We start from the raw sequence: 15,359 nt of genomic DNA, 5'->3' as shown, positions 1-15,359 counted from the left end.
CGAATTGGACGCCTATATTGTATAGACATATAAGCACAGCCGCGTTGTGGATGCCATGCACGTCGATACCCTCTGGTCCAACGTCCACCTGATGACCCTCGATGGCGAGGGGCTGGGTGTCCTGCGCGATGCAGTACTGGCCGCCACCGATGGCCGCATCGTGCATGTCGGCCCCGCCGGCAGCGATGCCCACCTGCAGCCGACCACCCGCATCGACGGCGAAGGCCGCTGGATGTCACCGGGTCTGATCGACTGCCACACCCACCTGGTCTACGCCGGCAACCGCGCCAACGAATTCGAGCAGCGCCTGCAGGGCGTGAGCTATGCCGAGATCGCCCGTGCCGGTGGCGGTATCGTGTCCACCGTGCGCGCCACCCGCGCCGCCTCGCCAGAGCAGCTGGCACACGAGAGTCGCCCTCGCCTGCTGGCGATGCGTGCCGAAGGCGTGACCACCATCGAAATCAAATCCGGCTACGGCCTGACCCTGCAGGACGAGCGCAAGCAGCTGCAGGTGGCCCGCGCGCTGGGCGAAGAATGCCGGGTGAACGTGGTGCCGACCTTCCTCGGTGCGCACGCGGTGCCGCCGGGCCGCGAGGCGCAGGAATACACCGACGAGGTGTGCGAGGTGATGATCCCCGCCATCGCTGCCGAGGGCCTGGCCGAAGCCGTGGACATCTTCTGCGAGAACATCGCGTTCTCGCCGGCACAGGCACGCCAGGTCTTCGAAGCCGCGCGCGCGCACGGGCTGGCGATCAAGATCCACGCCGAACAGCTGAGCAACCAGCATGGCGCCGAACTGGCGGCCGGTTTTGGTGCGCTGTCGGCCGACCATATCGAACACCTGGACGACGCCGGCATTGCCGCGATGGCCGCCGCCGGCACCGTCGCCGTGCTGCTGCCTGGCGCGTTCTATTTCACCCGCGACACCACCCTGCCGCCGATCGCTGCGCTGCGCGCGGCCGGCGTACCGCTGGCGCTGGCCACCGACAGCAACCCGGGCACCTCGCCGCTGACCAGCCCGCTGCTGGCGATGAACATGGGCGCCACCCTGTTCCGCCTGACCGTGGACGAATGCATCGCCGGCTTCACCCGTGAAGCGGCGCGCGCGCTGGGCCATGGCGAGCGCATCGGCCGCCTGGCCGTCGGCATGGACTGCGACCTGGCGATCTGGGACATCGACGCGCCCGCCGACCTGGTCTATCGCATTGGATTCAACCCGCTGCACGCGCGCGTGATGCGCGGACAGCCCGACCTGCCTGCCTCCTGGAGCAACACATGAGCAACACCCTGGTTCTTCGCCCCGGCCATGTCACCCTTGCCCAGTGGCGGCAGGCGTATCGCGGTGCGCCGCTGTCGCTCGACCCGGCCGCGTTGCCGGCGGTACGCGCCAGCGCTGCGACGGTGGCTGCCATCGTTGCCAAGGGCGCACCGGTGTATGGCATCAACACCGGTTTCGGCAAGCTGGCCAGCGTGCGCATCGAACGCGAGGACCTGGCCACCCTGCAGCGGAACATCGTGCTTTCGCATGCCGCGGGCGTGGGCGAGCCGATGCCGGCGAATGTGGTGCGACTGATGATGGCGTTGAAGCTGGTCAGCCTGGCCCAAGGTGCTTCCGGCGTGCGCGAGGAAACGCTGCTGCTGCTGGAAGCCATGCTGGTGAAGGGCGTGCTGCCGGTGGTGCCGGCGCAGGGCTCGGTCGGTGCTTCGGGCGACCTGGCGCCGCTCTCGCACCTGGCCAGCGTGATGATCGGCGTCGGCGAGGCCTTCGTTGGCAATGAGCGCCTGCCTGCCGTGGACGCACTGGCACGCGCCGGCCTGCAGCCGGTGGAACTGGGCGCGAAGGAAGGCCTGGCCCTGCTCAACGGCACCCAGTTCTCCACCGCGTACGCACTGGCCGGCTTGTTTGAAATCGAAACCGTGTTCCAGGCCGCGCTGGTCACCGGCGCGCTGTCGGTGGAAGCGGCCAAGGGCTCGGACACGCCGTTCGATCCGCGCATCCATGCCCTTCGCGGGCAACGCGGGCAGATCGCCACCGCCGCCACGCTGCGCACGTTGATGCAGGATTCGGGCATCCGCGAGTCACACCGCGACAACGACGTACGCGTGCAGGACCCGTACTGCCTACGCTGCCAGCCGCAGGTGATGGGTGCGGCACTGGACATCCTGCGCCAGGCCGCGACCACGCTGGAAATCGAAGCCAACGGCGTGTCCGACAATCCGCTGGTGTTCACCGAAACCGGTGAGGCGCTGTCCGGCGGCAACTTCCACGCCGAGCCGGTGGCCTTTGCCGCCGACATGCTGGCGATGGCGGTGTGCGAGATCGGCTCGATCAGCGAACGTCGCCTGGCGATGCTGGTCGACCCGGCGCTGTCCGGTCTGCCGGCGTTCCTGACGCCGCGCCCGGGGTTGAATTCCGGCTTCATGATTCCGCAGGTGACCGCTGCTGCGCTGGTGTCGGAGAACAAGCAGCGCGCCTACCCGGCCAGTGTCGATTCGATCCCGACGTCGGCCAACCAGGAAGACCATGTGTCGATGGCAGCGCACGGCGCACGCCGCCTGATGCAGATGGCAGAGAACGCGGCCAACGTGATCGGCATCGAGCTGCTGGCCGCCGCGCAGGGCTGTGACTTCCATGCGCCGCTGCGCTCCAGCGCCGCGCTGGAATCCGTGCGCGCCACCCTGCGTGCACAGGTGCCGACGCTGGAAGAAGATCGCTACTTCCACCCGGACATGGTGATCGCGACCGATCTGGTTCGCAGCGGTGCACTGGCCAATGGTCTGGGCGAGCTGCTGCCGACCGTGGAACCGCAGGCATGAATGCCCACCCCGATTGGCTGACCGTGCACGAGGGCGATGCCCCGCTGATCGTCAGCTTTCCGCACACCGGCAGCGAGCTGCCGCATGACCTGATCGGCGATTACCACTCGCCGTGGCTGGCGCGTCGCGATGCCGACTGGTGGGTGCACGAGCTGTATGACTTCGCGCGCGGCATGGGCGCGACCACGGTGCGTTCGGCGATCTCGCGTTCAGTGATCGATCTCAACCGCGATCCCAGTGGCGTGTCGCTGTACCCGGGCCAGAACACCACCGGCCTGTGCCCGCTGACCACCTTCGACAACCAGCCGCTGTACCACGCGGGTCGCGAACCGGATGAAGCGGAAATCGCCCGACGTCGCGATACGTATTTCGCGCCCTACCACGACGCACTGGCCAAGCAGATCGCACGCCTGCGGGCACGCCACGGCACCATAGTGGTGTATGACGCACATTCGATCCGTTCGCATATCCCGCACCTGTTCGATGGCGAGCTGCCGCAGTTCAACCTCGGCACTGCCGGGCCGTCCGGTGCGCCGGACACTTCGTGCGACAACGCGCTGAGCGACGTTGTCGAAAATCTGCTGAAGATCAGCGGCATGAGCCAGGTGCGCAACGGCCGCTTCAAGGGCGGCTGGATCACCCGCCACTACAGCAGCATTGCCGGTGGCGTGCACAGCCTGCAGATGGAGCTGGCCTGCCGCGGCTACATGCACGAGCCTCTGCCCGACCAGGTGGACGAGCACAGCTGGCCCACCCCGCTCGACCCCGACCACGCCGCACCGTTGCGCCACACCTTGGCGCAGGTGCTCAACGCCTGCCTTGAATTCGCTACGAACCGGAGCGCCGCATGACCCGCAACGACCCGTCCCGCACCATCGCCGCGCCGACCGGCACCATGCTGAACGCAAAGAGCTGGCTGACCGAAGCGCCCCTGCGCATGCTGATGAACAACCTGCACCCGGACGTGGCCGAGCGGCCGCAGGAACTGGTGGTATACGGCGGCATCGGCCGCGCGGCGCGCGACTGGGAGAGCTTCGACGCCATCGTCGAAACGCTCAAGCGCCTGGACGATGACCAGACCCTGCTGGTGCAGTCTGGCAAGCCGGTGGGCGTGTTCCGCACCCATGCCGATGCACCGCGCGTGCTGATCGCCAATTCCAACCTGGTACCACGCTGGGCCAACTGGGACCACTTCAACGAGCTGGATAAGAAAGGCCTGGCGATGTATGGCCAGATGACCGCCGGCAGCTGGATCTACATCGGCGCGCAGGGCATCGTGCAGGGCACCTACGAAACCTTCGTGGAAATGGGCCGCCAGCACTACAACGGCAGCCTGGCAGGCAAGTGGCTGTTCACCGGCGGGCTGGGTGGCATGGGCGGCGCGCAGCCGCTGGCCGCCGTGATGGCCGGCGCCTCGTGCCTGGCGGTGGAATGCCGCAAGAGCAGCATCGAAATGCGCCTGCGTACCGGCTACCTGGATACCTGGACCGACGATCTGGATGAGGCGCTGCGCCTGATCGAAGAATCGTGCACCGCCAAGAAGCCGCTGTCGGTCGGCCTGCTCGGCAATGTCGCCGACGTGCTGGACGAACTGCTGATCCGCGGCGTGAAGCCGGACCTGCTGACCGACCAGACCTCCGCGCACGACCCGGTCAACGGTTACCTGCCGCAGGACTGGACGGTGGAAGAATGGGATGCCAAGCGCGTAACCGCACCGAAGGAAGTGGAGAAGGCCGCGCGTGCGTCGATGGCCAACCACATCCGCGCCATGCTCGGCTTCCACTCACTGGGCGTGCCGACCGTGGACTACGGCAACAACCTGCGGCAGATGGCGCTGGAAGAAGGTGTCGAGGACGCGTTCGATTTCCCGGGTTTCGTGCCGGCCTACATCCGCCCGCTGTTCTGCCGTGGCATCGGCCCGTTCCGTTGGGCGGCGCTGAGCGGCGACCCGGAAGACATCGCCAAGACCGACGCCAAGGTGAAGGAGCTGATTCCGGACAACCCGCACCTGCACCGCTGGCTGGACATGGCCGCCGAGAAGATCAAGTTCCAGGGGCTGCCGGCGCGCATCTGCTGGGTCGGGCTGGGGGATCGCGATCGCCTGGGCCTGGCCTTCAACGAGATGGTTGCCAATGGTGAGCTGAAGGCGCCGGTGGTGATCGGCCGCGACCATCTGGACAGCGGCAGCGTGGCCTCGCCGAACCGCGAAACCGAAGCGATGGCCGACGGCTCGGATGCAGTGTCCGACTGGCCGCTGCTGAACGCCCTGCTCAACACCGCCAGCGGCGCGACCTGGGTGTCGCTGCACCATGGCGGCGGCGTGGGCATGGGTTTCTCGCAGCACGCCGGCATGGTGATCGTCTGCGATGGCACTGAAGCGGCAGCCAAGCGGATTGCACGCGTGCTGTGGAACGACCCGGCGACCGGCGTGATGCGCCATGCCGATGCGGGGTATGAGATCGCGATTGAATGTGCGAAGGAGAAGGGATTGGATCTGCCGGGAATCCTCGGCTGATTCGACTTGGGGTAGTGCCGGCCGCTGGCCGGCACCGCCTGATGGGAATCGCTCTGGTAGATGCCGACCTTGGTCGGCACAGCCCTCCTCGCTTGACCCTATCCCCCACCGTGACCAAGATGCGCCATCGCCGCTGACGGAACATCGCGATGTACCGCACGCTTGCTGCCGTATTGCTCTGTGCCCTGGCCATCGCACTGCCCGCTTCGGCGCGTGACGTTCCAGGCGACCTCACCGCGCAGCTGGACGCACAACTCCAGGCCAACCGCGAGCACTACGGCATCGCCGGGCAGGCAGTGCTGGTCGCGCACAACGGCACGGTGTTCTACCAGGGCGCCAGCGGCGAACGCGATCCGGCTACCCACGCGCCCGCCACCGTCGATTCCATATTCGCCGCGCAGTCGCTAGCGAAACTGCTCACCAGCACCCTGGTGATGCAGCTGGTGGACCAGGAAAAGGTGGATCTGGATGCACCGGCCAGCCACTATGTTCCAGGCCTGCCCATCGCGTGGCAGGAGATACGCCTGCGCGATTTCCTCAATCACAGTTCCGGCATCTCCGAGTACTACGAGCGAAAGGGCGAACACTGGGTGAGCAAGGGCTACAACGGCCTCGCACCCGATCTCGCCGCCGCACTGAAGGTCGCCGGTTCGGCGCCGATGCAGTTCGTCCCGGGCAGCCGTGTGCAGTACACCCAGGCCAACTACCTGGTACTGACCGCGTTGCTGGAAACCCATTACGGCAAGCCCTATCCGGCCATCGCGCGCGAACGCATCCTGCAACCGCTGAAGATGCGCAGCACCTCGTGGGGCACGGCCAGCGTGCCGGCGCAGCGCGCGGCCGTGCCTTACATCGGCAAGGACGGCCAACTGCAGCTGGCCAACGAAGATCCGTGGCCGAACTACGGCTGGGGCCATGCCGACCTGCAGACCACCGTCGGCGACATGAACCGCTTCCTGCAGGCGCTGGCGACCGGCAAGCTGGTGCGCACGGCCACGCTGGAAACACTGTGGGAGCCACAGGAACTGACCGGTGGAGGCAGCAACTTCTTCTCCACCGGCTGGGATACCACCCGCAGCGACGGCTACACGCAGGTCGGCCACGATGGCGGCATCCGCGTGCGGGCACGGCTGGCCTACAAGGGCACGCTGGCCGGCGGCTACTGGGTGTTCGTGTACCTGACCAATGGCAGTGCCCGCAATGTCTGGTCGAGCACGCTGGTGGAAAGCACGATGGCGGTGGCTGCGCCGGGCGAGTTTCCGCATGCGGCACTGGCCGAACGCTTGATCGGCTACGCCTTGGGCGGCGACAGCGGCAGTGAAGTCACCCTGCGTGCATGGCTGCGCGAGAGCAGTGGCATTCCTTCCAATGAGCTGGAGCGAGGCATCAACGCGACCGGCTACGCGATCCGCAACAATCTGGGTGATCGACCCGCACTGAAGGTCTTCACCCTCAACACCGCGCTGTATCCCACCTCGGCCAATGCCTGGGACAGCCTGGCCGAATGCCACGCAGCGCTGGGCGAAAAAGAAACCGCTGATCGGCTGTATGCGAAGTCGAAGGCGCTGGCGAAGCCTTCGCCGTAAACCCTGTAGAGCCGAGCCCATGCTCGGCTGCTTTTCGTTGCGATTGGAGAAAACCCGCGCTGCGCGCGATAGCCGAGCGTGGGCTCGGCTCTACAGGGACACTGCGGGCGGCCATACGCAGGTGGAGGGTGACGCGGCGCCGCCGACCTGTTAACTTGCGCGCCAATTTCGTGGTTTACAGCATTCCCGCATGCCGCTCTCGCCGTACCGCCCCACCCCGTCGCTGTTGTTCCTGGCCGTAACCCTCGGCCTCGCCACTACCGCCCAGGCCGCGCCACAGGCCACCACCCTCGATGCGGTGCAGGTCACTGCCGCCGATGCCAGCGCCCAGGCGCGCGAAGCGCTGAAGCGCGTGCCGGGCGCCAGCAACGTCATCGACGTGGCCAAGGCGAACAGCCGCCTGTCCAGCAGTGCCGATGTGCTGGCCTACCAGCCGGGCATCAGTGCGCAGTCACCGGGCAACGAAGGCGCCAAGGTGTCGATCCGCGGCTCGGGCATCAACCGTGGCCCGGGCGCACATGCCTCCGGCATCGCGGTATCGATCGACGGCCTGCCGCTGACCGGCCCGGGCGGCACGCCCTACGAACTGCTGGAACCGTTGTGGCTGTCGCGTGTGGAAGTACTGCGCGGGGCGAACGGCTTCGAACGCGGCGCGCTGGCGCTGGGCGGTGCCATCGACTACATCAGCCGCAGTGGCCGCGATTCGGCCGGCGTGCAGCTGCACTACGAAGCCGGCAGCCGTGGCTACCAGAAGCGCGGCCTCAGCTGGGGCGGCGTCAGCGGTGACGTCGACTACTTCCTGGCTTATACCGATACCGAATTCGACGGCTACCAACGGCATGCGTCCGGCGATGGCAAGGGCGCGATGGCCAACATCGGCTGGCAGATCACACCCGACCTGCAGACCCGCTTCTTCGTGCGCTACCGCGAAACCAACCACGAAACACCTGGGCGCCTGACCCGCGAACAGATCCGCAACGATCCGCGCGCGGCGAACCCGGCCAACCTGGCCATCGATGCGCGCCGTCCGCAGCCGGGCAGCACCTGGGTGGGCAATGTCACCACGCTGCAGATCGATGAGGATTCCTCGCTGCAGGCCGGGCTGGTCTATCACAAGTATCCGATGGACTTGAACGAAAGCCTGTACCGCCAGCAGCTGGACTACGCCAACCTCAATGCCACGCTGGACTACCGCCGCCGGCACACGCTGCTCGGTCTGGACAGCGAGACCACCATCGGCCTGCGCGTTACCCATGACCTGGATGCCGATGTGCGCGAGTCGTTGCGCTATGCCAACAACGGTTATGCCGCCGGCACCCGCACGCGCGATTTCCGCCACCACGGCACCGACGGCACGCTGCATATCGGCAACAACCTGGCCGTGAATGAGCGCCTGCGCGTGCAGACCGGTTTTGCGCTTATCAACACCCGCCGCGATGTGCAGGTCACCTGGCCGAGCAGTGGTGGCCGCCTGCGCGACCACGACTGGGATTACGCGCCGCGGCTGGGCTTCACCTGGCAACAGACGCCGCAGACGCAGTGGTTCGGCAACCTCAGCCGTTCGGTGGAAGCGCCACATCCATGGTCGATGATCTGGGGTTCGAACCAGTACTTCGGGCCCGGCAATGGCCCGTCCAGCGGCCGCCAGCGCGCGCCGGTGCCGATGCAGAACCAGACCGCCACCACGCTGGAACTGGGGGCACGCGGCGACGCCGCGGTGGGCCGCTGGGAACTGACCGGTTACTACGCGCACGTGAACCACGAACTGCTGAGTGTGGAACTGCAACCGGTGCCGAACCTGTTCATCGCCGAGAACAACGCCAGCCCCACCGTGCACCGTGGCATCGAGGCCGGACTGGACAGCACCGTGTGGCAGGCCGCACCGGGCCGTTTGTCGCTGCGCCAGGCGTACACCTTCAGCGATTTCCGCTATCGCCATGACACTCGCTTCGGCAGCAACCGCCTGCCGGGTCTGCCGCGCCATGCCTACCAGGCCGAACTGCGCTTCGACCACGCCTCGGGTCTGTATGCCGCACTGAACACCGAATACGCCTCGCGCATCGCGGTGGACTACGCCAACAGCTACTGGGCCGACAGCCACGTCATCTTCGGCAGCCGCATCGGTTACGACGCACCGGGCGGCCACTGGCAGCTGTGGGCGGAGATGCGCAACATCGGTGACCGCCATTACGCCGCCACCGTCACCCCCGGTTACAACGATGCCGGCAAGGACGTGGCGCGCTCCACGCCCGGCGAAGGCCGCGGCGTGTATGCGGGCGTGCGCTGGCGCTTCGACTGATTGCTGCAGGCGGCGCCGGACGTGAGCCGGCGCCGCGATTCCAGGTCAGCCGATGCGCCACGCAGGCAGGCGCTCACTGCGCTTCCAGATGGATGGCGCAAAGCCCATCATCAGCAACCCCGCCAGCCACTTCGGCGATGTGCTGAGCAGTGTGGAGGTCAATGCAGCTTCCAGCCGAGCGGCCTCCTCCTGCCAAGGGTTGTAACCGAGGTAGATGATGCTGCCTGCCCACCACAGCAGGGCCAGTCCCATTCCCACCAGCAGCACGGCCATGGTGCGGCAGGTCCAGCGCTGCGAAGTCGTGCCCCACTCGCGGGAAATGGCGACCAGCAGGGCAACCACCATCAACGACACCAGCGACACCAGGCCGATGTCCACCTTGTACCCGATGCGTGCATAGGTGCAGGCGCGGCATTGGGCTTCTTCTGCGGCCGCCTCCGCTGCGGGCGGGGCCGCTGTGGGCCCCGACTGGGCCGTCACCGCGAAGGGCATCAACAGCGCGAGCATCGCCACCATCAACCAACCAACGAACTTCCTGTTACTGCGTGCAGCGACATCCATGCGCTTCTCCTTGCGTTTGATTGAAATTCAACGTCGTGGCAGATCCTGCTACAACGCCTTGAACACCTGCATCAGGCTGACCGCACCGGGCGCCAGCTCCTGCGCAAGCCAGCCCAGACCGGCGAAGAACACCAGCAGGCCCAGCAGCGGCCAGATCGTATGGGACAGGCACAGTCGCCACCAGCCCTGCGCCTGCATGCCCTGCATACGCTTGTACAGACCACCGGCGATGGCCGCATCCACCAGCAGTTCGGCCATCAGCACCGGCGCCGACCACACCACCCAGACACTGGCCAGGAGCACCGTAGCCACCAGCGCGATGATGCCGAGAACGGCCAGCAGCGGCAGGCCTGCCTCGCCGTCGGCTACGTCCAGCAACGACGCGCTGTCGGCGCTCGTGCTGGAAGACGCTGCGGCTTCGCCCCAGGAAGCGGACGCGCCACCACCGCCGGAATGCCCGCCGCTGCCGGTCCACGGCGATCCCGGGCTGCCACCGCCGCCGGGCCCGGAACCCAATCCGTCGGCCACCGCATCCCAGCGCCAACGGATCCAGATCCACATCAGCAGCAGAAACACGCCATAGGCCATCAGCACGGCCAGTGGATAGCGCAGCAGCATCGCGTCCATGCCCGCCAGGCGCAGCACGTGCGAGGCGAGGAACCCCGCAGCACCGGTCAGCACGACGATCAGGGCCATCTGCAACCGTGGCCAGCCACGATGCTGCAGCTGCCGGCGTGCGTGCATCGCTTCAGTGCTGCGGCTGCTCGGCATGGAAACGGGCGGGCGTCGGTTGCTCATATCGCCGCCTTGGTCACCGCCTCGATGCGATGGCCGTCAGGATCGATCACGAACGCGGCGTAGTAACGGTCGTCGTAATCCGGGCGCAGGCCCGCAGGTCCGTTGTCCTGGCCTCCGGTTGCCAACGCAGCACGATGGAAGGCATCAACAGCCGCGCGCGTGGTTGCCGCAAACGCCAGATGGAAGCCGGGCCCCGGCGCAGCCGCATCGTCGCGCAGCTTCAGGCAGAGCAGGTCTTCATCGTCGACCAGGCCATAGCCGATCGCGGTGTCGTCTTCGAAGACGCGGCGATAGCCAAGCGCTGCGAGCACTGCATCATAGAAGCGGCCTGCAGCGTGCAGATCGCGAACCCCGAAAGAAAGATGGTGCAGCATGCGGACATCCTTGCCTGGCACGCGGGTGATGGTTGGCGGATTGTAACCACGAATCGCGGCCGCTGCCTGCCAACCCACCTGCCCACCGGATGCTGCAATGCAGGGCGACGATGCAGGCGGCGACACTGCAACCGATCCATCGTGGCAACCAGCCAGGACTCGCGATGCGTCTCCCGGCGAGGGTGATTCAAGCGGGTGGTGCAGCTGCCTTCAACAACTGCGCAGCCACCTGGTCGAACGGGGCGATGTCCTGCACTGCGCGGCTCATCGCCACCGCCCCTTCCACGCTGGCGATCACCAGGCTGGCCAACCCGTTCGCTGCAGCAGGTTCGTGGCCATCGGCAATGAAGGCAGCAGCCAAGTGCCCCTGCCAGCGCACGAACACTTCGGCGGCCGCCGCACGCGGCTGGCTCGGCGTAGCCTCCACCGGCTCCTCGACAGCCGCCGCCAGCACAGGGCAGCCGGCACGAAAACCGGTGCGCAGCAGGCGCTCGCGCCACAGTGCCAGGAACTGCTGCAACCCCTGCACTGCACCGCCCTTCAACAGCTCGATCAGCAGCGCCTCCACCTTGTCGCCGGCCATGGTGGTGGCCCGCGCCAGCAGCTCCTGCTTGCCGCCCGGGAAGTGGTGATACGTGGACCCCAGCGGCGCTTCGGCCAGCTTGGTCACTTCGCGGATGCTGGTGGCATTGAGGCCCACCCGTGCGAGCATCTGCGCTGCAGCATCGATCACGCGCTGGGGGGCATCGGACGATCGCGGGCTCACGGCAGGCTCCTTGCTAAGACAGTCGTCATAGACTAGCGTATCGACCGTTCTATAACAGTCGTAATAACCATGAATCTCTGGTTCCGCCTGCTCCACCTGCTGCTGTGCAGCCTGTTCCGGCCCAAGCTGGACGCGCCATTCGGGGTCTCGCGCCTTTCGTTCCGGGTGCTGCCCAACGACCTGGACAGCAACCTGCACATGACCAACGGCCGCTACTGGAACATCTTCGACTTGGGCCGGCTGGACCTGATCCTGCGCATGGGGCTGGGCAAAGTGGCGCTGCGTGAGAAGTGGGCGCCGATCGTCGGCGCCGGCACCATCCAGTTCCGACGTGAGCTGAAGCCGTTCCAGCGCTTCACCCTGGAAACGCGGCTGGTCGGCTGGGTCGGCACACGCGGCATCATGGAGCAACGCGTGCTGATCGGCGCGGAGCAGAAAACCGCCACGCGTGCGCTGCTGATCACCGGCATCTATGACCGCCGCGCGCGGCAGTTCGTCGGCATGCCGCAGATGATGGAATCGATCGGCGTGGTTGCTCCGCCCTCGCCGGCCCTGAGTGCGGCAGCCGAGGCACTGCTGGCTGCCGATGCCGCGTTGAAGCTGGACGATGCCTGAGCCGCGTCATCCGACCCGCGGCATGTTCTTGGTCACGCAGTGGATGCCGCCACCGCCGCCGGCAATCGCATCGATATCCACCTGCTCGATGGTGCGACCGGGATACAGGTCTTCCAGCAGTTCACGGCAGTAGCCATCCGCCTTCGCGTCACCAAACTGCGGTGCGATCACCGCGCCGTTGATCGGCAGGTAATTGATGTAGCCGCGGGCAAGATCATCATTGTCACGGGTATGCACATTGTCGCGCCCGCCCAGCGGCGGCGGCAGCGTGTGCACCTGCAGCCTGCGACCGTCGGCATCGGTAGCCTCGCGCAGGATCTGCAGATGCTCGCGGGTCAGATCGTAATCGTAGGACTCCGGATCGTTGTCCAGGTTGGCGATCACCACGCCCGGGCGCACGAAGCGTGCGTAGAAATCCACGTGCGCATCGGTGATGTCTTCGCCAGCGATGCCAGGCAACCAGATCACCTTGCGCAGGCCCAAGTGGTGCTTCAATTCCGCTTCGATATCCGCGCGTGACCAGCCCGGATTGCGGTTGCGGTTCACCCAGCAGCTTTCGGTGAGGATCGCGGTGCCGTGGCCATCGACTTCGATGCCACCGCCCTCGCCCACCAGATCGCTTTCCAGCAGCGTCGCGCCGCTCATCTGTGCCAGCCACGGCGCTACTGCGCCATCGTTGCGTGCACTCTGCTTGCCGCCCCAGCCATTGAAGTTGAAATCGACCAGGCCAAGCCCGCCGTTGCCATCGGTAACGAAACAGCCGCCGTAGTCGCGCACCCAGATATCGTCCAGCGGCACGTCGAGGAATTCGATGTTGTCACTGCCGCAGCGCTCCTGCGCCTGCCTGCGCTGTGCGGGGCGGCACAACACGCTGACCGGCTGATGGCGGGCGATGGTGCGCGCCAGCCGGGCAACAGCATCGTTCACCGCATCGGCCTGCGCGCCCCATACCCGCGGCTGTGCGGCGAAGGCCAGGAACACGCGCTCCTGCGGACCATGCTCATCGGGCATCTGCCACCCGGCCGGTGCAGCGGCACGGGCGCGGGCGGGCAGTCCGGTCAGACCCAGCGCGGCCAGGCCGCCCAGGCCGGCGGTTGCGGCGAGTTGGGTGATGAAATGGCGTCGGGTAGACATGACAGGCTCCAGAGACGGACCGTGAAGTCCAGCTGATCGATTCAGGCGCACCGGCTGATGCGCGATAGATCCATGTTGCCCTTGCGAATTGACGATCACAAACGATAGATTCAGCGGAAATACGATCAGCCCGGCTTATCAATCATGCTCAAGCATTGGCCCCCGTTGAACGCCCTGCGCGGCTTCGAGGCTGCCGCCCGGCTCGGCAGCTTCCATCGTGCGGCCGAGGAACTGCACGTGAGCCAGTCTGCCATCAGCCAGCAGATCCGCGGGCTGGAGGACTCTCTGGAACAGCCGTTGTTCTTCCGCCAGGGCCGCAGCGTCACCCTCACCGATGCGGGCATCGACCTGCTGGAAACCACGCAGTCGCTGCTACGGCAGCTGGCCAGTGGCATCCGTCGGCTCGATCAGTACCGCAAGCCGAATCAACTGATCGTCAACACCAGTCCCGCCTTCGCGCGCCACTGGCTGGTACCGCGGCTGGGCGACTTCCGCCGCCAGCATCCACAGGCCGACCTGTGGTTGCTGACCAGCGAAGAGGCGCCGGACATGACCGCGCAGACGCTGGACATCAGCGTTCGCGATGATCTGCAGGCACAGGCGCATTGCGAGCATCGCGTACTGCTGCAGGACCGGCTGTATCCGGCCTGCCACCCCAGCGTACTGGCGCTACCCGTTGCCGAGCGCAGCACCCTGCACGGCGAGCGCGAAATGGACTGGAGCCAGTGGCAGGTGCAGGGCGGCGTGGATGTCGGCCAGCAACGCGAAGGCCTGAATTTCTCCGAGCCAGGACAACTGTTGGATGCCGCGTGCCAAGGCCTGGGCATTGCACTGGTCAGCGAACTGTTGGCCGCACCGGCGCGCGCGCAGGGCCTGCTGCAGCCGCTGGATGAGGCCTATGTGCGCGGACCGCGCTGGAGCTGGTTGCTGCACGAGGACAGCGCCCGCGATCCGCTGGTGATGCGGTTCTGTGAGTGGCTGCTGGCGGAACTGGCGATAGGGTAGTGCCGGCCGCTGGCCGGCAATCCGTTCGCCATGCAGATTGAGGTTGCCGGCCAGCGGCCGGCACTACCCATCTCAGCGCTTGGGCGCGTTCGCCTGCGCGCGCTTGATCGCCGCTTCGGCCAGCGGTGCCATCAGCGCATAGCCCTTCGCCGTCGGGTGCACGCCATCGGTTGCCAACTGCGCATCCAGTCCACCGGCACGATTGGCCATCGCTGCGTAGTAATCCAGATAGACCAGGCCGCGTGCATCGGCATGACGCTTCAGCGCAGCATTCAACGCACGCACCTTGGGCGCAGGCGTGATGCCCGGCATCCACGGGTACTCGCTGACCGGCAGCACCGACGCCAGCACCACCGCGATGCCATGCGCCTTCGCCAGGTCCAGCATGGCCTGCAGGTTGTCCTCGATCATCGCCTGCGTGGCCGGACCGGTGTTGCCGGCGATGTCATTGGTGCCGGCCAGAATCACCACCACGCTCGGGCGCAGCGCCAGCACATCCTGCGAAAAGCGCACCAGCATCTGCGCGGTGGTCTGCCCGCTGATGCCGCGATTGATATAGCCCTTGCCGGGAAAGAAAGTGCTGCTGCCGTCCGCGCCCCAGCCTTCGGTGATCGAATCGCCGAAAAACAACACGCGTGGCTGGCCGGCCCGAGGCGCTGGCAACGCGGCATTGGCCGCGCGGTACTTCTGCAGCTGCGGCCAATCGGACAGACGCTGCTGCATGAATCGCACTTCGTCTGGCTGCACCTGCTCCACTGGCTTGGTCAGCAGCGGATTGCTGGCCGCCTGCACCATCGCTGGCGTGGCCAGCGCTGCCATGAGCAGACCGGCCGGTAGCCAGACCATCGAAACCATCCTGCGCATGAGCATCCTCCGCTGTCGACCTGGG

General features: G+C 66.6%; 14 protein-coding genes. 8 read left to right on the top strand and 6 right to left on the bottom strand.

Features of this window, described 5'->3' with window-relative positions:
- Positions 1–55: 55 nt before the first annotated feature.
- The 6 genes from hutI (at position 56) to GIW57_RS09975 (ending at position 9,217) form a co-directional block, all read left to right on the top strand.
- On the top strand, positions 56–1,279 hold the full coding sequence (gene hutI, locus GIW57_RS10000) for an imidazolonepropionase (protein WP_236510400.1): 1,224 nt from the start codon (positions 56–58) through the stop codon (positions 1,277–1,279).
- Entirely contained in the window at positions 1,276–2,817 is a 1,542-nt protein-coding gene (gene hutH, locus GIW57_RS09995; RefSeq protein ID WP_236510397.1) for a histidine ammonia-lyase, read from the top strand. The genes hutI and hutH overlap by 4 nt, the downstream gene beginning before the upstream one ends.
- Positions 2,814–3,668 (top strand): N-formylglutamate deformylase, encoded by an 855-nt coding sequence (hutG, locus tag GIW57_RS09990; protein WP_236510394.1) that lies wholly within the window; start codon positions 2,814–2,816, stop codon positions 3,666–3,668. Before hutH ends, hutG begins: the two co-directional genes overlap by 4 nt.
- The gene (gene hutU, locus GIW57_RS09985; protein ID WP_236510391.1) at positions 3,665–5,332 is read left to right on the top strand and encodes a urocanate hydratase; all 1,668 of its coding nucleotides are present in this window, start codon (positions 3,665–3,667) and stop codon (positions 5,330–5,332) included. The genes hutG and hutU overlap by 4 nt, the downstream gene beginning before the upstream one ends.
- Before the next feature lie 149 nt (positions 5,333–5,481).
- Positions 5,482–6,918, top strand: coding sequence for a serine hydrolase domain-containing protein (locus GIW57_RS09980; RefSeq protein WP_236510388.1), 1,437 nt, complete (start codon positions 5,482–5,484; stop codon positions 6,916–6,918).
- Positions 6,919–7,108: 190 nt separating this feature from the next.
- Positions 7,109–9,217, top strand: a complete 2,109-nt coding sequence (locus GIW57_RS09975; RefSeq protein WP_236510385.1) for a TonB-dependent receptor — start codon at positions 7,109–7,111, stop codon at positions 9,215–9,217.
- Positions 9,218–9,262: 45 nt separating this feature from the next.
- Here the strand turns inward: GIW57_RS09975 and GIW57_RS09970 are convergent, their stop codons facing one another.
- From GIW57_RS09970 to GIW57_RS09955, 4 genes are all read right to left on the bottom strand, one after another.
- Complete coding sequence (locus GIW57_RS09970; protein ID WP_236510382.1) at positions 9,263–9,778, bottom strand: hypothetical protein; 516 nt, start codon at positions 9,776–9,778, stop codon at positions 9,263–9,265.
- Between the two features lie 48 nt (positions 9,779–9,826).
- The gene (locus GIW57_RS09965) at positions 9,827–10,576 is read right to left on the bottom strand and encodes a hypothetical protein (protein WP_100460414.1); all 750 of its coding nucleotides are present in this window, start codon (positions 10,574–10,576) and stop codon (positions 9,827–9,829) included.
- Entirely contained in the window at positions 10,573–10,950 is a 378-nt protein-coding gene (locus GIW57_RS09960) for a VOC family protein (protein WP_236510379.1), read from the bottom strand. The genes GIW57_RS09965 and GIW57_RS09960 overlap by 4 nt, the downstream gene beginning before the upstream one ends.
- 187 nt (positions 10,951–11,137) lie before the next feature.
- A complete protein-coding gene (locus GIW57_RS09955; RefSeq protein WP_236510376.1) occupies positions 11,138–11,716 on the bottom strand; it encodes a TetR/AcrR family transcriptional regulator in 579 nt (192 codons plus the stop codon).
- 69 nt (positions 11,717–11,785) lie between these two features.
- Here GIW57_RS09955 and GIW57_RS09950 point away from each other — a divergent pair, with 69 nt between their 5' ends.
- Entirely contained in the window at positions 11,786–12,331 is a 546-nt protein-coding gene (locus GIW57_RS09950; RefSeq protein WP_236510374.1) for a thioesterase family protein, read from the top strand.
- A 6-nt stretch (positions 12,332–12,337) separates the two neighbouring features.
- Here the strand turns inward: GIW57_RS09950 and GIW57_RS09945 are convergent, their stop codons facing one another.
- Positions 12,338–13,465, bottom strand: coding sequence for an agmatine deiminase family protein (locus tag GIW57_RS09945; protein ID WP_236510372.1), 1,128 nt, complete (start codon positions 13,463–13,465; stop codon positions 12,338–12,340).
- A gap of 144 nt (positions 13,466–13,609) precedes the next feature.
- Here GIW57_RS09945 and GIW57_RS09940 point away from each other — a divergent pair, with 144 nt between their 5' ends.
- Positions 13,610–14,470 (top strand): LysR family transcriptional regulator, encoded by an 861-nt coding sequence (locus GIW57_RS09940; protein ID WP_329605749.1) that lies wholly within the window; start codon positions 13,610–13,612, stop codon positions 14,468–14,470.
- Between the two features lie 72 nt (positions 14,471–14,542).
- On the opposite strand, the gene GIW57_RS09935 is transcribed toward GIW57_RS09940, so the two are convergent.
- Entirely contained in the window at positions 14,543–15,289 is a 747-nt protein-coding gene (locus tag GIW57_RS09935) for an SGNH/GDSL hydrolase family protein (protein ID WP_236510477.1), read from the bottom strand.
- Between the last annotated feature and the right edge of the window lie 70 nt (positions 15,290–15,359).

This window comes from Stenotrophomonas sp. PA-6-5C (assembly GCF_021605635.1).
In the GTDB taxonomy this organism is placed as follows: domain Bacteria; phylum Pseudomonadota; class Gammaproteobacteria; order Xanthomonadales; family Xanthomonadaceae; genus Stenotrophomonas; species Stenotrophomonas lactitubi.
Note: the sequence above shows the minus strand (reverse complement) of the source record. Positions and strands in the feature narration are given on the sequence as shown.